Consider the following 22,415-nt stretch of genomic DNA (forward strand, 5'->3'; position numbering starts at 1 on the left):
AACGTGGATAAACTGTGGAATAAAGGTGGTTTTTATGTTGCTTGACTGGCCAGAGGGCATCAATAGCACATCTAAGCAAACGGTATACAGCTTATCGGGCTGTACTGCGGGACAAGGTTACGGAAACGGAGTAAGGGGAGAAAATTTTACTGGCAGCGCCGGGCTAACCTGCCCAGCCTTCACGGTCGAGGCTCCGGTAGTGAATAGCCTCGGCGAGGTGTTCGATCTTTATATCCTCAGATCCGGTAAGATCTGCTACGGTGCGTGATACTTTGATAATTCTGTCATAAGCCCGGGCAGACAGCCCAAGCCGTTCCATCGCTTTCTTTAAAAGCAGCTGACCGGCTTCGTTAATCCGGCAAATCTTCCTCAGAGTCCCGGCGTCCATCTGGGCGTTACAATAGATATCACTCATGCCTTCAAACCGCTTTGCCTGAATTTCCCTCGCCCTCATTACGCGTTCACGTATTGCTTCACTGCTTTCGGCGGGCCGGTCTGAAGAAAGTTCTGTAAAATTCACAGGAGTAACTTCTACATGAAGATCAATGCGGTCGAGCAGGGGACCGGATACCTTACTCAGATATTTTTGAACAGCTCCGGGCGGACAAGTACATTCCTTGTCCGGGTGATTGTAATATCCGCAGGGACAGGGGTTCATAGAAGCGATCAGCATGAAGCTGGCGGGATAGTCGACTGTAAGCCGCGAGCGGGAAATCGTTACCCGGCGTTCCTCCAGAGGCTGGCGCATTACTTCGAGCACCGATCTTTTAAACTCCGGCAGTTCATCCAGGAATAATACCCCGTTGTGCGCAAGGGAAATTTCACCTGGCTGGGGATAGGCTCCGCCGCCTACCAGAGCGACGTCGCTTATAGTATGATGGGGAGACCTGAAAGGCCGGATGGTCATAAGAGAATCAGTAGCCGAGAGTTTACCCGCTACGGAATGAATTTTAGTAGTTTCGAGCGCCTCGTGAAGATTTAAGGGAGGCAGTATAGTGGGCAGCCGCTTGGCGAGCATTGTCTTTCCCGACCCCGGCGGACCGATCAGTATGGCGTTGTGCCCTCCCGCAGCAGCTATTTCAAGAGCTCTCTTGATGTTTTCCTGCCCCTTCACGTCGGCAAAATCCGTTTTATAATTATTGATATTGCTGAAAAACTCATCCCGGGTGTCGACAACAGTTGGTTTTAAGGAGCCAGCCCCTTTGAAGAACTCTATCACCTGGAGAAGATTTTCAGCGCCGTAGATTTCAAGATCACTCACAATGGCCGCTTCACGGGCATTGGCTTTAGGCAAAATTATGCCTTTAAACTTTTCCCTTCGCGCCTGTATAGCAATGGGTAAAGCTCCCCTGACAGGCTGAATACTGCCGTCGAGAGACAACTCTCCAAGGATAAGATATGCCCCGGTTGCTGCGCCTTCGAGCTGACCTGAGGCGCTCAGGATACCGATTGCAATGGCGAGATCGTAGGAAGAACCTTCTTTCCGGATATCAGCGGGAGCAAGATTGACAACAATCTTCTGGCGGGGCATATGAAACTGGCAGGTATTGACCGCGCTTTCTACACGAAGCATGCTTTCACGCACAGCATTATCAGGAAGTCCTACAATGTAGTACCTGGTTCCGCTGGTTATATTGACTTCAACGGTGATCGTCGTGGCTTCGATGCCAAAGACAGCACTAGAAAAGGTCTTAACGGGCATGAGATTTCCCGCTAAATTAGCAATTGCAAACGAAAATTCCTGAATACTTTTATTTTTCCTGTGCTGGTTCTACACGGATCCCTACATCATTAATTTCCCGGAGGGGATTATCCCTCATATTCTGCTCAAATTCGAATGTGTAGATGCCTTTTGACGGAAATTTATAATTTTCCCTGAACTGCAACTGGTAGGTATAGAAGTTTCCTGAACCACTGCCCAGCCACTCTCCATCCGGGTAAGCAAGCTTAAATTCCCGCCTTTCGGTGCTGGTTTTCATTCCCGGTCCGCTCTGGTGTATCAGCACGAAAATATTGGAATACTTATAGTCGGCGGTGTGCCTTAGATTCAGATAAACATTATAGGCTTTTGCAGGATCTTCTATGGTAACAGGAAACCGGACCTTTTGGGTATATGTCCAGTTTCTGTTATCAATCTTTTGATTGGTGTCTATGACAGCACTGTCGGTGCAGGCCTGCAGGCAAAAAATTAAACCAGCCAGGATCAGGCCCCTCAGAGTCTTATTCATTAGTTTTAGGCCTGTTAGAATTAGAATTTCTGTGCCTTCTGAAATGACGTGAACCATGTGACTTTTTCTGTTGCTGGCCTTCCGCCGGCTGACCAGATTGCCTGGCAGAAGCTTCCGGCTGTTGTTTTGCCTTTACAGCTTCCTTCTTCCCCGGAGTTTCAGCTACGTTTGCTGAAACTGCAACATTCTCCTGACCTCCTTTGTTCTTTCCGGGGCGCTTCTTTTTCTTTCTTCTACCGGATTTATCATCCAGACGGGTGATGCTATCCTGGCCCACTACATTCTCGTAATCGAGGATCTTTGCTACTGTGGCAGGAACGATCTCTGCCGCTTCTTCTTTCAGATCCTCCGGCTTCTGACCTTCCCGGTTCATTTTCTGGATCTCACGGACACGCTTTATCTCCAGGGGAATCCAGCTTTCTTCATTGGGATAACTGAACCACATCAGCTTCTTGAAGATATCGGTCTTCTGAAGACGAGCCATGCCTTTTTCGGTTTCAAGCTTATCTACATCGTCCGGGATATCCTTCAACGCGTCCATGTATGTATCGAGCTCATAGTTCAGACAACACTTCAGCTTGCCGCACTGACCGGCCAGCTTCAGCGTATTGAGCGAGAGATTCTGATACCGGGCAGCAGATGTAGACACTGTTTTAAAATCAGTGAGCCAGGTACTGCAGCAAAGCTCGCGGCCACATGACCCGATCCCTCCCAGGCGGCTTGCTTCCTGGCGCATGCCGATCTGCCTCATTTCAATTCTTATCCTGAAGCTTTCCGCCATCTTCTTGATGAGTTCGCGGAAATCGACTCTGCCCTCAGCTGTATAGTAAAATGTCGCTTTTGTTTTATCTCCCTGGTAGTCTACATCGCTCAGCTTCATGGAAAGCCCCAGGCTAAGAGCGAGAGTACGCGCTTTATGCATCGTCTCCCATTCCAGGTCTTTCGCTGCCTTCCATTTTTCAACGTCTGCATTAGAAGCTTTTCGGATGATCTTTTTGACAACATCATCTATCTTCAGGTGTTTTTTCCTGATCTGCATTCTCACCAGTTCGCCGGTAAGCGAAATGTGACCAATGTCGTACCCTCCTGTAGCCGTTTCTACTACCACCAGTTCCCCCATTTCGAGGTAATGGTTCTCATGGTTAATGTAAAAGTCTTTCCTTGATCCTTTAAATTTTACTTCAACAATGTTGAATGGTTTATAATTTGTTGGCAGGTCCATGTGCGACAGCCAATCGTAAACATCTAATTTGCTGCAACCGTTCGTAAGGCAAGTGCCGTTACTTTTGCAGCCGGCAGGCGTACAGCCGCCTGTTGAGCATGATCCACATCCCATTTTAGCTATATATATATTGAGTCCCCTTGGGGAGCGTATTAAACTTTAAAATTCTTACAATCTGCAAAGATACATCTAAAAATAAAATTTTAGGGTTTGCATTCCTTTCCACATGATAATGAGCTTCTTCGAGCTGTGCTACCAGGGCCTCTGCCTTTGCCGGATCCATCGTCCGGCTGAAGTTTTTCACAAACGCTTCTTCGTTCTGGGGCAGATGAACCAGGTTTTCTGCTCCTGACAAGACCATCAACACCTCACGGAGCAGCTTGGTTCCGTAGCGTAAAAAGTTTTTTTGATTTTCACGGCCCAGGCGCGATACAGTCTCGGCAAACTCAATGATCTGGATGCCTTTATTGCTGAAACACATCCTGAGCCAGTCGCTGAATAAACCGAAATTGTTATTACTTTCTTCGCGGCTCAGGTTGACAGCGAGCTGGATGTTCCCTTCACTCAGATAAGCGATCCTGGATGCCTGCTCGTCGGGCAGGTGCAGCTTCTCTGTCAGAAAATCCCGGACATTCTGATCGGTGAGGCGCGGAACTTTCATGAGCTGTGTACGCGAAAGAATGGTATTCAGGATCTGATCCTGGCTTTGAGCCACCAGCAGAAACAGCGTCTTTTGCGGAGGTTCCTCGATGATCTTCAACAATGTATTTCCTTCTTTGTCGAGATATTCAGGAAGCCACATGATCAAAACCTTATACTCTGACTCAAAAGGTTTCAGGCTCAATTTTTTTATGATCTGGTGACATTCGGCAATATTTATGTTTGCCTGTTTGTTATCGGCTTCCAGCTGTCCTCTCCATTCATCCAGTCCCATATAAGGATTGGCTAAAAATGCTTCACGCCATTCTTCAATAAAAGAAATGGCAGTGTCTTCCTTATGCTTTGCAAAAAAAGGATAAGAAAAATGCAGGTCGGGATGGATCAGCCTGCTGTATTTTCTGCAGGACGCACATTCACCGCAGCTATCCGTTTCTGATGGGTTTTCACAACAAATATATTGCGCATAAGCCAGTGCAAGGGGCAGGCTTCCGGAACCTTCGGGCCCCAGAAATAAACGGGCGTGACTCACCCTGTTCTCCTGTACGGTCTGAATCAGTTGCTTCTTTATCGCCTCCTGTCCTGTAATGTCACAAAACTGCATGCTTGCAAAATAGGAAATAGATATGAGATTTGAGTATTGGGATATGAGATTTGGGTAGCGGGGTGAGAAATCAGGGGGCAGTAAGCAGCGCGTATTGAACAGGGAAAGAAAAGCAGAAGAGTTTCTTTATCTTTGCACTGTATCCATATCAGAGAATTTAATGTCTGCTTTTTTATTTTTCAGGTCTGCCTCCGATCATCTACAAATGGAGCCCTTATATTTCCATACTCTTCCCAAGCATTTATCTCATGGCGCGCATCATAGCTTTTGATTACGGAACAAAAAGGATCGGCATAGCTGTCACAGATCCCCTGCAGATCATTGCTACGGGGCTGACCACAGTACATCCTAAAGATGTGGTAGAATTTCTGAAGAAATATATGCTGACAGAAGAAGTGGAACGGTTTGTTGTAGGCGAGCCCAGGCAAATGGATGGAACTCCGTCTCAGTCGGCACCTCATGTGAAAGGATTTGTCACTATCCTGAGAAAGAGCTTCCCCGGGATGCCTATAGAAACGATCGATGAAAGGTTTACATCAAAAATGGCGTCTGCAGCTATTGCACAAAGTGGTTTAAAGAAAAATGAGAGGCAGAAAAAGGAATTGATCGATACGGTTTCCGCCACTATTATCTTGCAGAGTTACATGGAAAAAGCCCGGTATTAGCGGCATCGCCGGAAACCATGGAATCTTTTCCGTGAAGTATTCCCTCCTGTTTTTTGCTATAATCTTTAGTTTTATGCAAAGTATGCATACTTTTACGCATGCCTTTAACAGCGCGGGAAATCCTTAAAAAATACTTTGGCTACGACAATTTCAGACCCGGACAGGAAGAGATCATACAACATATTATTGCAGGGAACGACACGCTGGTGCTGATGCCGACAGGAGGAGGTAAGTCCATCTGTTATCAGGTGCCTGCCCTGATGCTCGATGGCACCTGCATTGTCATCTCCCCCCTGATCTCGCTGATGAAAGACCAGGTGGATACCTTGAAGGGAAACGGAATTGCAGCTGCCTACCTGAACAGTTCGCAGGAATACCCGGAGCAGCAGGAGATTCTCGAGTCATGTTATAAAGGCAAAATTGCACTCTTATATGTGTCACCGGAAAAGCTCATATCAGAACTGAGTATGATCACTCAGATGGCGCGGCCATCGATGTTCGCAATAGACGAGGCACACTGTATCTCTGAATGGGGGCACGACTTCAGGCCGGAATATATTCAGCTGGGGTTACTGAGGGAAAGGTTCGGGCATATTCCTTTTGTTGCGCTTACTGCAACTGCCGATAAGGTTACCAGGAAAGACATTATCCGTCAGCTCAGCCTGAAGAAACCCACAACGTTTATTTCCTCTTTTAACCGGCCAAACCTGAGCCTTGAAGTCAGGACAGGAACTCCGCCGGGACAAAAACTGCTGGAGGTCATCCAGTTTGTCAGGAAACATAAAAATCAGAGCGGCATTATTTATTGTTCGAGCCGGAATAAATGCGAGGACGTCACCACTGCCCTGAAGAACGCAGGTATATCTGCTACTTTCTACCATGCTGGTATGAGCGCATCTGCAAGGGCAAGGGTTCAGGAGGATTTTATCAACGATAACACGCAGGTAGTTTGTGCAACTATTGCCTTTGGCATGGGGATCGACAAATCGAACGTCCGCTGGGTGATCCACTTTAACCTGCCTAAAAACATGGAAAGCTATTACCAGGAAATAGGAAGGGCGGGGAGAGACGGATTACCGGCAGAAACGGTTCTGTATTATAGTTATGCCGACCTGACCATCCTGAGCAAATTTGCGTCCGAAAGCACGCAATCGGAAATGAACCTGGAGAAACTTGCCAGGATGCAGCACTACGCAGAAGCAGATATTTGCCGGCGAAAGATCCTGCTGAACTACTTCTCCGAAAATCTGCAGGAAAATTGCGGTAATTGCGATGTCTGCCAGTACCCCCGGCAACATTTCGATGGTACTGTACTGGTGCAGAAAGCTCTTTCGGCGATAGCCAGAACAGGAGAGAAAGAAAGTGCAGGAATGATCATAGATATACTCCGCGGTTCTGTAAGATCTGAAATAACAGAAGCGGGGTATGATAAGCTGAAAACACATGGTGCAGGCTCAGGCATCAGCGGCGTGGACTGGCAGCGGTATCTCATGCAAATGCTTCACCTCGGGATACTGGAAATGGCCTATGATGAGAACTTTGCCCTCAAGATCACCCACTACGGCAGGGAAATTCTGTTCGGCAGGCAAAAAGCAGCGCTAACCATACTGCCACCCCTGAAAGCGAGGGAGAAAAAAACAGATTCTCAGGCGCGTGAAGTCTTTTATTATGAAGACGAGCTTTTCGAAAATCTCCGGCAGACGCGAAAAAAATTCTCAGCGGAAGAAGATGTTCCTGCCTACATTATTTTCAGTGATGCTACTTTGCAGGAAATGGCCAGGTTTAAGCCTGTAACAGAAAGAGAGATGCTGGAAATTACAGGAGTAGGAGAACATAAATTCGACAAATACGGGGCTGTTTTTATTCGGACAATTGACAGTTTCCTGAAGAAACGCAGGATAAACCAGCACAGAGCCCTCAAATAAAAACCTCATTATCTTATGGTTAAGCGCAAAAAACTTGCAGGAAAATATATTTTTATATATTTGCAGCAATGGAGCTGCTTACTGAAGGACTGCAGACCTATCTCGAGCAACATTGTGATCCGGAACCGGATCTGCTCAGATACATAAACCGTGAAACGCATTTAAAGGTGTCAAAACCGCAGATGCTTTCAGGGCATTACCAGGGTCGTGTCCTAAGTTTTCTAAGTAAAATCCTGTCTCCTGTACGTATTCTTGAAATTGGAACCTTCACCGGATATGCTACGATCTGCCTGGCTGAAGGACTGACAAAGGATGGCATTATTCACACCATCGACATAAACGAGGAGCTGGAAGAACAGGTCAGGACCCATTTCGAAAAATCGGGATTCGTCGACAGGATACATTACCATATCGGCAATGCGGAAGAGATCATTCCAACCCTGGAGGAGACTTTCGACATGGTTTTCATCGATGCCGATAAGAAAAATAATGAAACATATTATGATCTGATATTTGAGAGAGTAAGGCCCGGAGGCCTTATAATAGTAGATAATGTGCTCTGGTACGGTAAGATCACCGGAGGAGCAACTGATGGCCGTAGTCAGCATATTCGTGGCTTTACTGAAAAAGTAGTGAACGACCATCGCGTAGAGAAACTAATTCTACCTGTACGCGATGGTCTATTGATAACCCGTAAACTGTAATACTATGCTTAAAAGATTTATTTATGCCAGCCTTATGGTTTCAATTACCGGTAGTTTATTTGCACAGACAAAGACGGACGACTACATTGAAACCTATAAAGAAGCAGCGATAAGTACAATGAACCAGCATGGGATACCAGCAAGTATTGTCTTAGGTATTGCTATTCATGAATCAGCAAGTGGAACGAGCAGAATTGCCCGCTACTTGAATAACCATTTTGGACTTAAAGGCAAGAGTGGCCCCAAAAAGATCAAGTCCGCTTACAAAGGATATGAAAATGTGGAAGATTGCTATTCGGATTTTATAGCTCATCTGAAAACGCGATTCACAGGATTATTTACGAAATACACACCGGCGGACTACAGGGGATGGGCGCGCGGCATTCAAAGAGGGGGATATGCGCACAGCAGAACGTGGGCAAGCCAGGTGACGGCGATCATCAAAAAGTATCATTTATATGAACTTGACAGTAATGCAAACAATCCGGCTGCCTTTTCGGTATTAACACCGGTTAAATACGAAGAGGAAAAGGAAAAAGAAGAAACGGGCCCTATGGTGTATCTGGTCAGGAAAGGGGATACGCTGCTCGAAATAGCCAAACGTTTCGGCACCACTGTCAGAGAGCTCAAACTGCGAAATGGTTTGAGAAGCAGCCTTCTGCAGATCGGGCAACGGCTGCATTTATAGAGCAGGGGAACATGAGCATCGTCAGAAAAACTGTATTCGTTGAACTGGCCCTGCTGTCGTCGGGCCCGCGTCTCTAAAAAAGAGATTATTTTAATGAGAAAGTACATACTGTTGATTTTTTGCGCTGCTTTTCTAGCTTCCTGCAGCAGCCGGAGACATGCCGGAGGAATGAAACCCGGAAAAAGACCCGACAAGGTGATTACGGGGGAAAAGATTGAAAAGGTTTACTCTACCAATGGCTATATAGAACGATTTAAAGGCATAGCTGTTGAAGAAATGAATAAAAACGGGATCCCGGCCAGTATTACCCTTGCGCAGGGAATGCTCGAATCTGCTAACGGGAACAGTTCCCTGGCCCGCGAAGCAAATAATCACTTCGGAATAAAATGTCATGCCGGATGGCAGGGAAAAACCGTTGCCATGGACGACGATGCACCGGGCGAATGCTTCCGCTTCTACAATTCGGCGGAAGAATCATACCGCGATCATTCTGAATTCCTGAAAAGACAGCGTTATGCCTTCCTTTTCCAGCTTGACAGAAACGATTATAAAGGCTGGGCGCAGGGCCTGAAAAAGGCGGGCTATGCTACTAATCCAAGATACCCTGAGCTGCTGATCGGACTTATAGAGCGGTACGGTCTCGACCGGTTCGACAGGGGGGAAACCATCCTTGCAAAAGCTGAACGGGAAGAAAAGGTACAGCAGCAGATAGAAATAAAAGAAAAGCAGCCGGAAGCCGTAAAACAGGCGGAACCGGCAAAAGCGCCTCTGGCAATGAAAATCTATGAGGTTCTGGCAGGCGATACGCTGTACTCAATCAGCAGAAAATTCGGTCTTACAGTTGATGAGATCAAAATTTTAAATTCACTCCAGGGCGGAGATATCAAACCAGGGCAGTTGTTGCTTGTTTCAAAATAGGTTAATAGTTGTAAAACAAGGCGCGAAGTGTGTCTTTTATCTTAAATTTACCCTGCTTGAAACGATCGGTATTTTTCTTACTTCTGCTTCTCCAGGTTGTTTACCATGTAAATGCACAGGAACGCACGCTTGACGGTGTGGTGTTTGATCGCGACAGCAAACAACGCGTAACCAGGGTCTACATCTATAACCTGAGACAGCATAAGGGTTTCTATAATAATATTAAAGGGGAGTTTGTTACGAAGGCGGCGCCTGGCGATACTTTGGTAGCTGCTACAGAGGGATATGCTGTGGACACGCTGACCGTAAGGTCTCAGCCTACACTTGTCTTTTATCTCAAGCGTACGAGTATCCGGCTAAGAGAAGTGGTGATCACCGATACGATCAGAAACCCGGCGGAGAGACTGAAGAGAATTAAGGAGCAGTACCGCGACATCTACCGGAAAGGTGATCCCCAGGACCTGCTTTCGGCAGGGGGCAGCAACGGGCTCGGCGGAGCGGGGCTCGGGATTGACGCTTTGTACAGCCTTTTAAGTAAGGAAGGGAAGAATGCCAGGTATCTGCAGGAAATTATTGAACGGGATTACCGGGATATGATGATTAACTACCGCTATACCAGGACGCTGGTGAAGAGTGCTACGGGGATAAGTGATGAAAAACTGGATGACTTTATGCAGCAGTACCGCCCTTCTTATAATTTTATACTGCAGGCAAATGATTACGTCCTCATCCGCTACATTAAAGAAAGCTACAAACAATACCTGAAAGACCCTGAGGCTTACCGCTTTCCCCCACTCGAACCCGGCAAAAAAAAATGAGGCTTACCGGCTCCCGAACTGACTTCTTTGAAATGAAGTTTTTAAAGTAAGGCTTTTTTCACTTATTTTGCCGGTGATTATGGGCAAATGGTACATTCTTTCTGTTCTGATATTCCTGTCGTTCTCAGCACTTTGCCAGGAAGTTAAAACTGATACTTCACAGTTAAATAACTTGAAGGAATATCCCAAAAAGAATTCTCTTCCCGTACGCAGACCTGTACTGCAGCTTCAGCAGGTTCAGATCCCCGATCTGAAGCTCGACCTGAAAGTGAACTACTGGCGTAACTGGGTGACATTCGGTGTGAATATGAACCAGGCTTCTTTCAGTAACAACTGGAAGAACGGGGGGGTCAATTCTATTGCAATAGGTACGACATTTAATTATAAGACCGATTATACGAAAGAGAACATCAACTATGTATCGGAAGTGATCCTTCAGTACGGAAAGATCAAAAACAAAGGCCAGTTACAGCGAAAGAGCTCTGACCGGATCTACTGGGATAACAAACTGGGCTTGAAGCTGTCTGAAAGCTGGAACTTTTTCGGATCGCTGAACTTTGAATCCCAGTTTGACAGAGGTTTCTCTTATAAAACAGTGAACGGGATAGAAGAAGCTACGACGATCTCGCGATTCATGTCTCCAGGCTATCTAACCGAATCGGTGGGTTTTGAGTATAAGCCCGACAAATACTTCTGGCTGCGTATAGGTACGGGAACAGCAAGACAGACTTTTGTACTGGACAAGGACCTTTACAAGGCATTCCCTAAGAATTATGGGGTTGATACAGGCAAGGTATTCCGGAACGAGCTGGCGTTTCAGCTTGTGAGCAGTTATGAACGGGATGTGATGCAGAATCTAACGCTGAAAAGCCGCTACACGATGTTCGCCAATTACGAAAAACTCAGAAGTATCGATCAGAGGCTGGATGTTACGCTGATAGCCAAAGTAAATAAGTTAATTAATGTGACTGTCACAGGTGTGGCGCTTTATGACGACGACGCGGATGATAGAATTCAGGCAAGCCAGACTCTGGCCCTCGGATTGATATATAAATTCCCCAATTGACGCAGTCAGGGGGAGAGGAAAAAAATCGTTACCTTTGCGTCCCTTAGAAGCTGGTTAAAAGATGTTTGAAAACTTACAGGATAAATTAGACAGAGCCTTTAAAGTATTAAAAGGCCAGGGAACTATTACGGAAATCAACGTGGCGGAAACAATGAAGGAGATCCGCAAAGCCCTTCTTGACGCCGACGTAAATTATAAAACAGCTAAGACGTTTACCGATGACGTTAAGCAAAAAGCACTCGGGCAGAACGTTTTAACCTCTGTATCGCCAGGACAGCTGCTCACCAAGATCATGAACGATGAGCTGACGGAGCTGATGGGCGGATCGGTCACAGAGGTTGATCTGTCGGCTAACCCTACCGTTATCCTGATCGCGGGTTTAAATGGTGCCGGTAAAACCACATTCTCCGGCAAACTGGCTAATTTCCTTAAAACACAAAAGGGCAGAAAACCTCTGCTGGTTGCAGGCGACGTATACCGTCCCGCAGCTATTGATCAGCTGCAGGTACTCGGGCAACAGATCGGTGTTCCTGTATTCGCTAACCTGGAGTCGAAAGACCCGGTTGGAATTGCAAAAGAGGGGATTGCCGAAGCGAAAAAGAACGGGCACAATGTTGTGATCGTCGATACAGCCGGCCGACTGGCAGTGGACGAAGAAATGATGAACGAGATTGCTGCGGTGAAGGCCAACACGAATCCGCATGAAATCCTTTTCGTTGTTGACTCCATGACAGGTCAGGACGCCGTTAACACAGCTAAAGCGTTCAACGACCGTCTTGACTTTACAGGAGTGGTGCTCACGAAGCTTGACGGGGATACCAGGGGTGGTGCTGCTTTGTCTATCAAATCGGTTGTAAACAAGCCTATCAAATTTATCGGAACAGGTGAGAAAATGGAGGCACTTGATGTCTTCTATCCTGAACGTATGGCTTCGCGTATTCTGGGAATGGGTGACGTTGTTTCACTTGTTGAGAGAGCACAGCAACAGTTTGATGAGAAACAGGCAGCGGAACTACAAAAGAAAATCCGGAAGAATAAGTTTGATTTCAACGACTTCATCGGCCAGATCCAGCAGATCAAGAAGATGGGTAATATGAAGGACCTGATGGGCATGATCCCGGGTGTTGGCAAGGCAATCAAAGACGTTGACATAGATGACAATGCATTCAAACCTATTGAAGCAATCATCCAGTCTATGACTCCATTTGAACGTGAAAACCCTGATTCCATTAATCCAAGCCGCCGGGCGCGGATTGCTAATGGTTCGGGAACCAATATCCAGGAAGTAAACAAGCTTATCAAGCAGTTTGAAGATATGCGGAAAGTGATGAAGCAGTTCAGTAATCCCGCTGCCATGGCGAAGATGATGAGAGGGATGCCTAAGGCTCCTTTCGGAAAGAAATAATATCAATAAAAAAGGCCTGCGAAATCAGGCCTTTTTTATTGATATCGTTCCGGAGCTCTTCATTCAGGATCTTCCCGGCTGCCTTCGGTCCTACAAAACCGCAACCAGCTGTTCCAGCTTCATTCCCCTCGATCCCTTTACAAGAACGACAGCATCCTGAATGTTTAAGGCAGCAAAGGCATCTGCAGCCTCCCTGACACTTTCAAAAAATCTTCCTTTGTAATCGTCCCGGTAACGAAAGAATTCAGGCCCGATGAAAATACTCTCTGCTACGTTCAGTGTCATTGCCTTGTCCAGCACACCCTTGTGTTCTTCAGCTGCTTCTTCACCCAGCTCAAACATATCTCCCAGTATAATCACCTTCTTAGCAGCGGAAATAGAGCCCAAATTTTCCAGCGCGACATGCATACTGGAAGGATTGGCGTTATAATAATCGCAAATAACAGTATTGGATCCCTTCAGGACTATCTGAGAACGGTTGTTTCCGGGTACGTAATCACTGATACCTTTATTAACCTGATCCGGAGACAAACCAAAGTGCAGACCTGTAACGATAGCTGCCAGGATGTTCTCAAGATTGTAAGCCCCGGTAAGATTGGTCTTCACCGTGTACGTCTCTCCGGAATACTGCCATTCAACAGTCAGGAGAGGATCGTTCTCCACTATACGGCCATTGACCACACTTCCTTCCCCGTTTCCGTAAAGAATGAGCTTTCCCGCAGAGGGAGCGCCATACATTTCTTTTAAATGAGTATTGTCACTGTTAAGGAAAACAGTATTGCCGTTGTTCCTGAGATAATGATAGAGTTCCCCCTTTGCTTTTTTAACCCCTTCAAATCCACCGAAGCCTTCCAGGTGCGCTTTTCCTACATTCGTAATCAGGCCGTGAGTTGGCCTGGCAATTGCGCACAGAAACTCAATTTCCTTCTGATGATTGGCGCCCATTTCGACGATAGCGATTTCAATAGTGCTGTCTATAGAAAGCAGGGTTAAGGGAACACCTATATGATTGTTCAGATTTCCCGCAGTGGCAGAGGTATGGTATTGCTGAGACAAAACCGATTTAAACAGCTCTTTGGTGGTTGTTTTACCATTCGTTCCTGTGATGGCTATGACAGGGACAGAGAGCTGCAGCCTGTGATAAAGGGCCAGTTGCTGCAGGGACTGCAGAACATCATCCACCAGCAGGTACTTCTCTCCTTGATTAAATTCATGGTTGTCGATCACCGCAAAAGCAGCACCTTCTCCGATAGCTTTTGAAGCAAAAGCGTTCCCGTCAAAGCTCTCTCCTTTTAAAGCAAAAAAAAGACATCCCGGCGTAACATTCCTCGAGTCGGTACAGATTACAGGGTGCTCTTTATATAGCTGATACAAGTCTTCAGTTGTCATAACATTTTATCCATACAAGTATAGCAGGAATTCTCTTCAGCACCTAATTAACCACTCTTTTCCTTTCAGAATCGTTACTGCCATCTCTTGCTGAACCGGAGGCAGCTGATTTCGACCCCAGTTTATAGGAAAGGTTCACTCTGACGACCCTAGTTTCCGTTTTCTGATTACCCGATAGTGCCAGCTGGCTGAGCCCTGAATAGTAACGGCTCCGGTCTGAGTTAAATACATCCGAAAGAGATACCCGTATCACTCCGTTATTGTTTAAAACAGATCTGCCCACACCAAGATCCAGAACATAGACCGGTTTAAAGTTGAACATGCCTGACACCGTGGGGGATTCATAGCTAAAGTTGCACTGACCGGTATATTTCTTCCTGAACTTTATGGAGTTAACTGAACTGAATGCGAAATAACTACTGTTCCTGAGAAAAGAAAGCACCTCGTCTGACTTAAATCTCCGGATATAGCCCTGCAGGTTCAGATCAGAGCTGAGCCATCTGGCAACTGCCAGACGATAGATCAACTCGGCTCCCACGCTTTTAAACCAGTCAAGATTCCGTTTAACAGAACTGCTTATCCGGGTTGTATCATTCTGCAAAGCGAATGTCAGGTAATAATCCTTTACGGCATTACACGACAAGGTTACTGTAAAATTATCTTTGTAAACATCTGATAACTCCAGGGACTGCGAATATTCGGGGCGCAGGTAGGGGTTTCCTTCCCTGTATGTATATTGATCCAGAAAATACCTGAACGGATTCAGATCGTCATAAGCAGGCCTGGAGATGCGCCGGTTGTAAGCCAGAGAAACCCTGTGGCCGGGGGCTGCCATTGCAGAAAGGCTCAGAGAGGGGAATAGATTAAAATAGCTTTTCTTCACGCTGCTACCCGACCGGGAGGAACTGAATGTCCGCGTATACTCACCTCTTACACCTGCCTCTATACGTGTCTTATTGGGATATTCCTTACTCAAATTACCATAAGCCGCATGAATATACTCTTTGAAATCAGATTCGTCGGGTACGAACGACTGCTTCAGCCAGGGCTCGTCATCTATATCACTAACCAGTCGTTTGCTGTCATTGCTGACAAAGCTGCTTTTAAGCCCGGATTGTAAATTAATTCCGGCCCCAAAAGTTTTAGAGTAATCAAGTTTAGCAGAGCGGATGCCAATATGTGATGGCGTCCGGTTCATCAGGCCCTGCGAAGATCCATATAACTCCGTGCCATCGGCATAAAAATAATACAGCAATGCCTCATCGGACCTCCTGGTATACCGGAGATAGTCAAAGTCGATATTCAGGGAAGAGGTGACATCAAAAATGAATTTATAGTTTAAATTAAATGCGTTGTTGGAAATAGCCCTTTTTTCATCAGAATAGGTAAGAACTAGTGAATCCTTACCGGGAAGGCCGTGCCCGATCAGGGTATTGTTATCTTCATCAGAATACATCCTGTTAAACGCGCCGGTATACATGAAACCTATTGTTTGAGACCCTGAGAGATAGAAATCAGCACCAGCTTTGAGATTATGATTCACTACCGATTTTATATCATGATTACTGACATTAAAACTGGTCCGGACATCCCCTGAGCCGACGGCTCTTTTAAGAAAATATCTGTCTGTCCTCTTGCTGTCATTAAGAGCCCAGCTGGCGTAAATGTTAAACGCCTTTTGCCGGTGATTTAACAGGATAGAGGAATTGAACTTATAATTCTCCCCATACCCTGTGCCGGCAGAGAAAGTAGCATTCGTGCCGATACTCTTGTTCTTTTTTAATTTCAGGTTAATGACCCCTCCGGTGCCGGAGGCATCATAAGCAGAGGAAGGGTTACTGATCAGTTCAATTTTATCCAGCAATTCTGCACTGGTATTCTTCAGCAGTTCCACAACATCCGCAGATGAAAGGGTTACGGCCTTACCATCCATCGAGAGGGTTACTCCCTGCCTCCCCCTCATCGTAATGCTTCCGTCCTGGCTTATTAAGATTCCCGGAGCCCTCCGGAGGACATCAAAAGCACTGTTTCCGGACGAGCTGATCATCTTGTCAACATTGAGCACCGTTTTACCCGGCCCTTGTTCGACAAAAGAAATACCCGGGTGAACTTCCACTTCATCCAGTACCCTTACTTGTTTTGTCAGGGTTACGCGAACATAAATCAATGTATCAGCAGAACGAATGTGATATGGTCCGTTAAGGCTTCGGTTATGGCCTACATAAGCTGCGATAACACAATATTCGCCACGTGGAACTTTATTAAAATGAAACAGCCCGTCTTTACTGCTCTTCAAACTTTCCATAGAAATGGAATCGGGAAGTCTGATAAGGCTTACAGTTGCAGATTCAACACAAGATCCTGAAGAATCTACTATCATTCCGTATATAACTGTAGCTTTTTGAGCGAAAAGGAGCGAATAAAAGCAGTTAAACACGCATATAAACAAAATTTTCTTCTTATACAGCATTAGGTAACTGCTAATTTGAGAATTATCTTTATAATATTCAGGATTTTATTAAAAATATTTATACGTCTAAACTCCTATCTGCCTGCGTGCGATAATGCCCGGCAATTGTGCGTTTACGAACACTTCCATGGAACAGAACCGGCGTTAAAAGACCATTAAGAGCGATTTTTGCGATTGGCATCGCATTAGCAAGAAAACGAAAAGATGAATACCATTGATCGTTTTGCAGGATTGAATAGAATGATTGAAGGTTGTCTGAAAAGGGATGCCAGACAACAGGAAATGTTATACAGAACCTATGCATCCAGGATGTACAGCATTTGCCTCCGGTTTGCACTTGATGAAGCAGATGCGGAAGATATTTTACAAACAGGTTTTATAAAGATCTTTGAAAAAATATCCACCTATAAGCATAATGGCTCTTTTGAAGGATGGCTGCGGCGAATAATGGTTAACACCGGCATTGAAAGTTACAGAAGAAGGCAGCGATATCTGCCTGCAGAAAAAATAGGCGCTGAAGCCTTCCAGGTACCTTTTGAATTTACAGAGAATCAATTAGAAGCGAAAGACCTGCTCGGATTGGTAAGGACTTTACCAAAGAATTACCGGACAGTCTTCACACTTCATGCAATCGATGGTTATTCACATAAGGAAATTGCCGGCATCCTGGATATCACAGAACTGGCATCAAGGGCCAGCTTATGCAGGGCAAGGGAAATTTTGAAAAAAGCCATACTGAACACTTCTGCCTATGAGAAGGTCACCCTCGCCTGCTAAACATAACCAAAAGAAACTAAGGAACGAAACCGGGTTATCACCGGTAATTATCGGGTATTAAAGACTTTTAAGGTAGGAAACTTCTCCATCAGGAGTAACCTTCACTACGATGCTTTCATTCTTACCCTTTAAGCTCGCGAAATAAATCGTATTGTAGTTTCTTTTACCAGTAAGGAGATAAAGATGTGAATCTTCCTGTCCGTCAAAGTCGTATCTGACAACCTCTTCAACTGCGTAATCCTTATAATACTTATTTAAGCGGCTTTTGCTTATTCCTGGAAGCTGATCGAAACCTACGTACTGGGTAGTAGCAATATAATCTCCGTTTGAATCAAAAAAGGCAGCCATCTTTACTCCGTTTAATGAAAAAGAAGCTTTCTGGAATTGAGATGTTACAGTCCAGTTTACATTGGTTGCTCCCTGATACTTGCTAAGGAAATTATTGGATGCAAAGTAAGAAACTTCGGATTCCTTGTTGTCAGTTTTGTTTTTATCATCTGCGTAACCTTTCACAGATAAAGCCAGAACAAAAGCGGCTGCATAAATTAACTTTTTCATAACACTTATTTTTTATTTCTCAACAAATATACACACAAATTGAAATACAAGAAATAAAAAATCAATTTTTATGAAATTTTCATATAAATAGTCGCATTTCTTTATTAAAATTAAAATTACCACTTTTAAAAAGGCTGATATTTAAAATTTGTTAACAGCAGCTGGAGGCAGGGGATCTCCTGACACCTGCATTTTGCATAAAGCTCTTTTACATACATATTTAACTTTGAAATAATTTTATTTTTTAAATCTATAAGCCATCTTATTTGTTACATCCTATAATTAATCCCTTAACAATTGAATAAGACACTATGAAAACAAAAGCATTTATCCTGCTGCTATCTGCCTCACTTGGCCTTGCAGCATGCTCTTCAAGCAGAGAGGGCCAGTCAGGAACTACTGACACCAGTACAGGAACAGAGACAGGTACTGACACCGGAACCACCACCGATACCACAGGCACAGGAATGGGTACGGGATCTGGTACAGATACTACGACTACTAGATAAGGATCTGAGAATTGATTTACCGGGGGTGTCAGCATGCTGATACCCTCTTTTTTTGTATCGACTTGCCGGGACCTTATCAAAACAAAAAAGACTGACAGCTTATTTTTACAAATAAGATCAGCAAGTTATTTTTGACCGAAAATATTGAATATGATTGCCAACCGGCCTATTTTACTGACAGCCCTCTTCTCCGCTTTCTTCCATATTGCGATAAGCCAGCCGCGGAATCCTTTTTCAGGAACCAGCGCCGGCCAGCAGCAATGGGTAGATTCAGTCTTTAACAGCCTGAACAAAAGGGAGCGCATCGCCCAGCTATTCTTTATCCGGGCACATACAGACAAGGGTAAAGCATTTGAGGACTCTGTTGCTTCAATGATAAAAAGAGACAAAGTAGGAGGGCTGGTCTTCTTCCAGGGAGGCCCGGTAAGGCAGGCGGCTTTGACTAACTACTATCAAACTATTTCCCAGACGCCCTTACTTATTGCGATGGATGCAGAATGGGGACTGGGAATGCGGCTGGACAGTACACTATCGTTCCCCTACCAGCTGAGCCTCGGCGCCATACAAGATTCTTCCCTGATCTACCAGATGGGACGTGAGGTGGCCAAAGATTTTAAGCTGATGGGAATGCACTTTAACTTCGCCCCTGTAGCCGACATCAACAACAACCCGGCTAATCCTGTAATAGGCTACCGGTCATTTGGAGACAATAAATACAATGTGGCCAGCAAAGCACTGGCATATATGAGCGGGATGCAGGACGGCGGCATACTGACCAGTTTAAAGCATTTTCCCGGGCATGGAGATACGAATGTCGATTCGCATTACGACCTCCCCATACTCAAATTCAGCCGTGAAAGGCTCGACTCCCTTGAGCTTGTTCCCTTCCGGAAACTGATCGCAGCCGGAGCGGCAGGCGTTATGATCGCTCACATGAACATACCGTCCCTTGATACTACCGCACATCTTCCTTCTACGTTATCAGCTCCCATTATCACGGGTATCCTGAAGCAGGAACTCGGATTTAAGGGATTAATCGTTTCGGATGCAATGGAAATGAAGGGTGTCACCAAATACTTCCCCGATGGAGAAGCCGATGTAAAAGCGATCATTGCAGGCAATGACATTATTGAGCTTTCTGAAAATACTCACCGTGCGATCAAGCTTACCAAAAAAGCAGTCAGGAAAGGGCTAATAAGTAAGGAAAGGATACATGAATCAGTAAAGAAGGTCCTGGAGGCGAAATACTGGGTGGGACTAAACCATTTGAGTCCTGCGGATACCACAGGCCTTATTGCGAAGCTCAACCGGTCTGAGTCTGCTTCCCTCAATCAGCGCCTGGCAGATGCATCTGTGACCGTCCTGAAAAGCGACAGCATGCTGAAAAGCATGAATACCCTGAGCAGAACTGCCATCATAAGCCTGGGCGTCACAGAAGTGACTCCATTTCAAACTGAACTGAAAAGATATTTTCCGAATTCAATGAACTTTATCCTTTCTAAAATAGCCTCGTCCAGGGATATCTCAGCGATGCTTAAAGAATTGAGGAAGTATGATCAGATCGTTCTTGCCATTCACGATTACCGTAAACGGCCTCAGAGCAAACTGGATTACAACAGCGAACTAAAGCTTTTTATTGCCGAGCTCGCAAAGTTAAATACGGTGTCCTGCGTTTTCGCAAATCCCTACACCATTGCCGGCCTGCCCGGGTTTGAATCGAGTAAAACGATCCTCCTTAATTACCAGAACGGACCTGAGCAACAGAGAGCGGCGACCAAGGTAATAGCCGGAATGATGCAGGCAAACGGCCGTTTGCCTGTTACAATCAACTCGTTTTTTAAGAACGGAGATGGCATTGATTATTTCCCGGCACCAAAAGCGGTGACCGGACAAACCAATTAAGCTGCTATCAGAATCCCATTGGAGGACCACCCCTGAAGCCACCCTCTCTGCGGCGTTCTCCATCACGCGGGCCATCCTGTACGCCACCGGCAAATTTGTTCAGGCGGTAAGCAAAAGAGAATAAAAAGTACCGCGTCAGGCGGTTGCTGCCCGATTCTACCCTGGTTCCGTTTTCATTCGGAGTAACAGTAATACTCCTGGCTTCGTTCAGGAGGTCGTAACCCTGAAATCTGAAGCGGCCGCGTTTGTTCAAAACCTGCTTTTCGATATACGAATTTATGATGAGAGGGTTCGATCCGATTGATGAGGAATATCCTTCGTTGATACTCTTGCTCCCGTCAAAGCCAAACACGAAGGTTTTCAGGAAATAGATCTTCCCGTTAATCTCAAACGACCATGTGGTGTTTCTTGTACTTTGATAGGCCGGAGTAGCCAGTGAATAGTTTACCCAGGAATGTGAATAGGAAGCGCCCGGCGCGATATCTATGTTTTCGTTCGGATTAATTTGAAACCTGAAGCCCTGAGAAAGCGACCAGGTTTTCCCTATGTTTTTTATGTTATCTGAATATGCAACGTCATTGGTATAATTCAATGATCCGTTTAGGCGCAGGGTATACTTACGCTCAGCAAAAGGCTGCGACCATGCATAAAATCCCCTGGCCGCGTAATAACCATCAGCATTAAGATAACTTGTCTGCTGAATCAGATTATAAGTAGTGTCTGTTCCATTTACAAGCGGCTGCCTCATCCTTACAATGTTACTGATAATACGGTCATTCGTAATATTTCCTGACGCTCCGATTATGAAGAAAGTACCTTTCGCCGGATCGAAATTATTATACCGGATATTGAGGTTCTGATTAAAAGCAGATTTCAGATCAGGATTACCGATCACCGGGCGCTGAGGATTACTCAAATCCACTACTGGCTGTATCTGATTATATGAAGGCTCGCTGGCAGAACCGGAATAATCAATATTCAGAGAACGTGACCGGGCGAAATTATATACAAAACGTGCACTGGGTACCAGATTAAATCCTTCACGTCTCACACTGACACCATTCGTTTCCGAGTAGCCTTTCAGCAAGGTAGGCTGCGCTGCCAGACCAAAAGAAAAGTTATATAATTTTTGCCGGTCGTAACGGTAACTCAATCCGAACCGGTTGGTCGCAAAAGAATAATCAAAAACATTACTCAGGGAGTCGGATCTGACAAAGTCTTCTCCGAGCTCAAGCTCTGTGACCCTGCTGTTATCATACGATGTCCGGTTAAAGTTGTAGGTAAAGTCTATCCTGGAATAAACGCCAATGGGTTCTGTATATGTGACGTTAGTCTCAGTATTAAACCGTTCATTATTGGTATAAATCAGCCGGTGCGACGTTGAATCTCTGAATAAGTTGAAGTCACTTCTGTTATAAAAGCGAAAATCATCGTTTACATCCTGATTGTTTTCACTGGAGGAATTGTTAACAGAAAAGCTAAGTGACAAATTGCGCCCTGCTTTTTGGAAGCGGTGATTATAGAGCATATCACCTCCAACGGCAGGCGATTTGGAATCACTTATAGACATGGTATTCTGATCCTGCATAGAAAGTTCCCTGATCACCGCGCTGGTATATCCATCGGATCCGTTGCTGGCGTAATTAAAGGAAGGAGAAACCTTCAGGTAATTCATGGAATCAATCTTGTATTCCAGGTTAAAATTAAGCCTGTGACTATTGCTTGTATTATTTGAATTGCTCAGAGAAGAAGTGGAGATAAGAGAATCAGAACTTATCGTCTGTGAAAGGCGGTTTTGAATAAGATCGGTTTTCCGGTTCTGGAAACTATAACTTCCATAGAAGCTTATTTTCTTTCCAAAATCATCCCTGAAATTCAGGCCTCCCGCCTTGGTATCAGTAATTCCTGCA

The 22,415-nt window shown here is 45.3% G+C and carries 19 protein-coding genes; 11 read left to right on the forward strand and 8 right to left on the reverse strand.

Annotated elements, in window-relative coordinates; all coding sequences use genetic code 11:
* Window positions 1–163: 163 nt before the first annotated feature.
* From DDR33_RS23335 to DDR33_RS23350, 4 genes are read right to left on the reverse strand one after another with little or no spacing between them, the layout of a single operon-like run.
* Complete coding sequence (locus DDR33_RS23335; protein WP_109418223.1) at window positions 164–1,702, reverse strand: YifB family Mg chelatase-like AAA ATPase; 1,539 nt, start codon at window positions 1,700–1,702, stop codon at window positions 164–166.
* Window positions 1,703–1,751: 49 nt separating this feature from the next.
* Window positions 1,752–2,228, reverse strand: a complete 477-nt coding sequence (locus DDR33_RS23340) for a gliding motility lipoprotein GldH (protein ID WP_109418224.1) — start codon at window positions 2,226–2,228, stop codon at window positions 1,752–1,754.
* Entirely contained in the window at window positions 2,221–3,564 is a 1,344-nt protein-coding gene (locus DDR33_RS23345) for a PSP1 domain-containing protein (RefSeq protein WP_109418225.1), read from the reverse strand. The genes DDR33_RS23340 and DDR33_RS23345 overlap by 8 nt, the downstream gene beginning before the upstream one ends.
* A 1-nt stretch (window position 3,565) precedes the next feature.
* A complete protein-coding gene (locus DDR33_RS23350; protein WP_109418226.1) occupies window positions 3,566–4,711 on the reverse strand; it encodes a DNA polymerase III subunit in 1,146 nt (381 codons plus the stop codon).
* A gap of 248 nt (window positions 4,712–4,959) precedes the next feature.
* Here DDR33_RS23350 and ruvX point away from each other — a divergent pair, with 248 nt between their 5' ends.
* From ruvX to ffh, 8 genes are all read left to right on the forward strand, one after another.
* Entirely contained in the window at window positions 4,960–5,376 is a 417-nt protein-coding gene (ruvX, locus tag DDR33_RS23355; RefSeq protein WP_109418227.1) for a Holliday junction resolvase RuvX, read from the forward strand.
* 98 nt (window positions 5,377–5,474) lie between these two features.
* Window positions 5,475–7,301, forward strand: coding sequence for a DNA helicase RecQ (gene recQ / locus DDR33_RS23360; protein ID WP_109418228.1), 1,827 nt, complete (start codon window positions 5,475–5,477; stop codon window positions 7,299–7,301).
* Window positions 7,302–7,369: 68 nt separating this feature from the next.
* Window positions 7,370–8,005 (forward strand): O-methyltransferase, encoded by a 636-nt coding sequence (locus DDR33_RS23365; RefSeq protein WP_109418229.1) that lies wholly within the window; start codon window positions 7,370–7,372, stop codon window positions 8,003–8,005.
* 4 nt (window positions 8,006–8,009) lie between these two features.
* Complete coding sequence (locus DDR33_RS23370; protein ID WP_109418230.1) at window positions 8,010–8,693, forward strand: glucosaminidase domain and LysM peptidoglycan-binding domain-containing protein; 684 nt, start codon at window positions 8,010–8,012, stop codon at window positions 8,691–8,693.
* A 93-nt stretch (window positions 8,694–8,786) separates the two neighbouring features.
* Window positions 8,787–9,611 (forward strand): glucosaminidase domain-containing protein, encoded by an 825-nt coding sequence (locus DDR33_RS23375; RefSeq protein WP_109418231.1) that lies wholly within the window; start codon window positions 8,787–8,789, stop codon window positions 9,609–9,611.
* 56 nt (window positions 9,612–9,667) lie between these two features.
* Window positions 9,668–10,429: a hypothetical protein gene (locus DDR33_RS23380; protein WP_109418232.1), complete on the forward strand. Its 762-nt coding sequence runs from the start codon at window positions 9,668–9,670 to the stop codon at window positions 10,427–10,429.
* Window positions 10,430–10,508: 79 nt separating this feature from the next.
* On the forward strand, window positions 10,509–11,495 hold the full coding sequence (locus tag DDR33_RS23385) for a DUF3078 domain-containing protein (RefSeq protein WP_202913827.1): 987 nt from the start codon (window positions 10,509–10,511) through the stop codon (window positions 11,493–11,495).
* Window positions 11,496–11,556: 61 nt separating this feature from the next.
* Window positions 11,557–12,900: a signal recognition particle protein gene (gene ffh, locus DDR33_RS23390; protein WP_109418233.1), complete on the forward strand. Its 1,344-nt coding sequence runs from the start codon at window positions 11,557–11,559 to the stop codon at window positions 12,898–12,900.
* Between the two features lie 90 nt (window positions 12,901–12,990).
* Here ffh and DDR33_RS23395 read toward each other — a convergent pair whose 3' ends face one another.
* Both DDR33_RS23395 and DDR33_RS23400 read right to left on the reverse strand, forming a co-directional pair.
* Window positions 12,991–14,289, reverse strand: coding sequence for a UDP-N-acetylmuramoyl-tripeptide--D-alanyl-D-alanine ligase (locus DDR33_RS23395; protein ID WP_109418234.1), 1,299 nt, complete (start codon window positions 14,287–14,289; stop codon window positions 12,991–12,993).
* A gap of 43 nt (window positions 14,290–14,332) precedes the next feature.
* On the reverse strand, window positions 14,333–16,669 hold the full coding sequence (locus DDR33_RS23400; RefSeq protein ID WP_158280846.1) for an outer membrane beta-barrel protein: 2,337 nt from the start codon (window positions 16,667–16,669) through the stop codon (window positions 14,333–14,335).
* 294 nt (window positions 16,670–16,963) lie between these two features.
* Between DDR33_RS23400 and DDR33_RS23405 the strand changes: the two genes are divergently transcribed.
* Window positions 16,964–17,536 carry an RNA polymerase sigma factor gene (locus DDR33_RS23405; protein ID WP_109418236.1) on the forward strand — a complete coding sequence of 191 codons (573 nt, stop codon included), beginning with the start codon at window positions 16,964–16,966 and terminating at the stop codon, window positions 17,534–17,536.
* 57 nt (window positions 17,537–17,593) lie between these two features.
* On the opposite strand, the gene DDR33_RS23410 is transcribed toward DDR33_RS23405, so the two are convergent.
* The gene (locus DDR33_RS23410; protein ID WP_109418237.1) at window positions 17,594–18,094 is read right to left on the reverse strand and encodes a hypothetical protein; all 501 of its coding nucleotides are present in this window, start codon (window positions 18,092–18,094) and stop codon (window positions 17,594–17,596) included.
* 311 nt (window positions 18,095–18,405) lie between these two features.
* Here DDR33_RS23410 and DDR33_RS26040 point away from each other — a divergent pair, with 311 nt between their 5' ends.
* Window positions 18,406–18,603, forward strand: coding sequence for a hypothetical protein (locus DDR33_RS26040; protein ID WP_109418238.1), 198 nt, complete (start codon window positions 18,406–18,408; stop codon window positions 18,601–18,603).
* A 150-nt stretch (window positions 18,604–18,753) separates the two neighbouring features.
* Window positions 18,754–20,505 (forward strand): glycoside hydrolase family 3 protein, encoded by a 1,752-nt coding sequence (locus tag DDR33_RS23420; protein WP_109418239.1) that lies wholly within the window; start codon window positions 18,754–18,756, stop codon window positions 20,503–20,505.
* Between the two features lie 7 nt (window positions 20,506–20,512).
* Here the strand turns inward: DDR33_RS23420 and DDR33_RS23425 are convergent.
* Window positions 20,513–22,415: outer membrane beta-barrel protein (locus DDR33_RS23425; RefSeq protein ID WP_158280847.1), on the reverse strand; the 1,903-nt coding region annotated here is incomplete at its 5' end.

It is taken from the genome of Pararcticibacter amylolyticus (assembly GCF_003130405.1).
Lineage (GTDB): Bacteria > Bacteroidota > Bacteroidia > Sphingobacteriales > Sphingobacteriaceae > Arcticibacter > Arcticibacter amylolyticus.

What these genes read in the sequence shown, in the direction of transcription:
- DDR33_RS23405 (WP_109418236.1), top strand. Translation starts at nt 16,964, where the DNA reads ATGAATACCATTGATCGTTTTGCAGGATTGAATAGAATGATTGAAGGT.
- DDR33_RS23335 (WP_109418223.1), bottom strand. Translation starts at nt 1,702, where the DNA reads ATGCCCGTTAAGACCTTTTCTAGTGCTGTCTTTGGCATCGAAGCCACG.
- DDR33_RS26040 (WP_109418238.1), top strand. Translation starts at nt 18,406, where the DNA reads ATGAAAACAAAAGCATTTATCCTGCTGCTATCTGCCTCACTTGGCCTT.
- DDR33_RS23400 (WP_158280846.1), bottom strand. Translation starts at nt 16,669, where the DNA reads ATGATAGTAGATTCTTCAGGATCTTGTGTTGAATCTGCAACTGTAAGC.
- DDR33_RS23345 (WP_109418225.1), bottom strand. Translation starts at nt 3,564, where the DNA reads ATGGGATGTGGATCATGCTCAACAGGCGGCTGTACGCCTGCCGGCTGC.
- DDR33_RS23395 (WP_109418234.1), bottom strand. Translation starts at nt 14,289, where the DNA reads ATGACAACTGAAGACTTGTATCAGCTATATAAAGAGCACCCTGTAATC.
- DDR33_RS23385 (WP_202913827.1), top strand. Translation starts at nt 10,509, where the DNA reads ATGGGCAAATGGTACATTCTTTCTGTTCTGATATTCCTGTCGTTCTCA.
- DDR33_RS23370 (WP_109418230.1), top strand. Translation starts at nt 8,010, where the DNA reads ATGCTTAAAAGATTTATTTATGCCAGCCTTATGGTTTCAATTACCGGT.
- DDR33_RS23340 (WP_109418224.1), bottom strand. Translation starts at nt 2,228, where the DNA reads ATGAATAAGACTCTGAGGGGCCTGATCCTGGCTGGTTTAATTTTTTGC.
- recQ (WP_109418228.1), top strand. Translation starts at nt 5,475, where the DNA reads ATGCCTTTAACAGCGCGGGAAATCCTTAAAAAATACTTTGGCTACGAC.
- DDR33_RS23420 (WP_109418239.1), top strand. Translation starts at nt 18,754, where the DNA reads ATGATTGCCAACCGGCCTATTTTACTGACAGCCCTCTTCTCCGCTTTC.
- DDR33_RS23365 (WP_109418229.1), top strand. Translation starts at nt 7,370, where the DNA reads ATGGAGCTGCTTACTGAAGGACTGCAGACCTATCTCGAGCAACATTGT.
- ffh (WP_109418233.1), top strand. Translation starts at nt 11,557, where the DNA reads ATGTTTGAAAACTTACAGGATAAATTAGACAGAGCCTTTAAAGTATTA.
- DDR33_RS23350 (WP_109418226.1), bottom strand. Translation starts at nt 4,711, where the DNA reads ATGCAGTTTTGTGACATTACAGGACAGGAGGCGATAAAGAAGCAACTG.
- DDR33_RS23410 (WP_109418237.1), bottom strand. Translation starts at nt 18,094, where the DNA reads ATGAAAAAGTTAATTTATGCAGCCGCTTTTGTTCTGGCTTTATCTGTG.
- ruvX (WP_109418227.1), top strand. Translation starts at nt 4,960, where the DNA reads ATGGCGCGCATCATAGCTTTTGATTACGGAACAAAAAGGATCGGCATA.
- DDR33_RS23375 (WP_109418231.1), top strand. Translation starts at nt 8,787, where the DNA reads ATGAGAAAGTACATACTGTTGATTTTTTGCGCTGCTTTTCTAGCTTCC.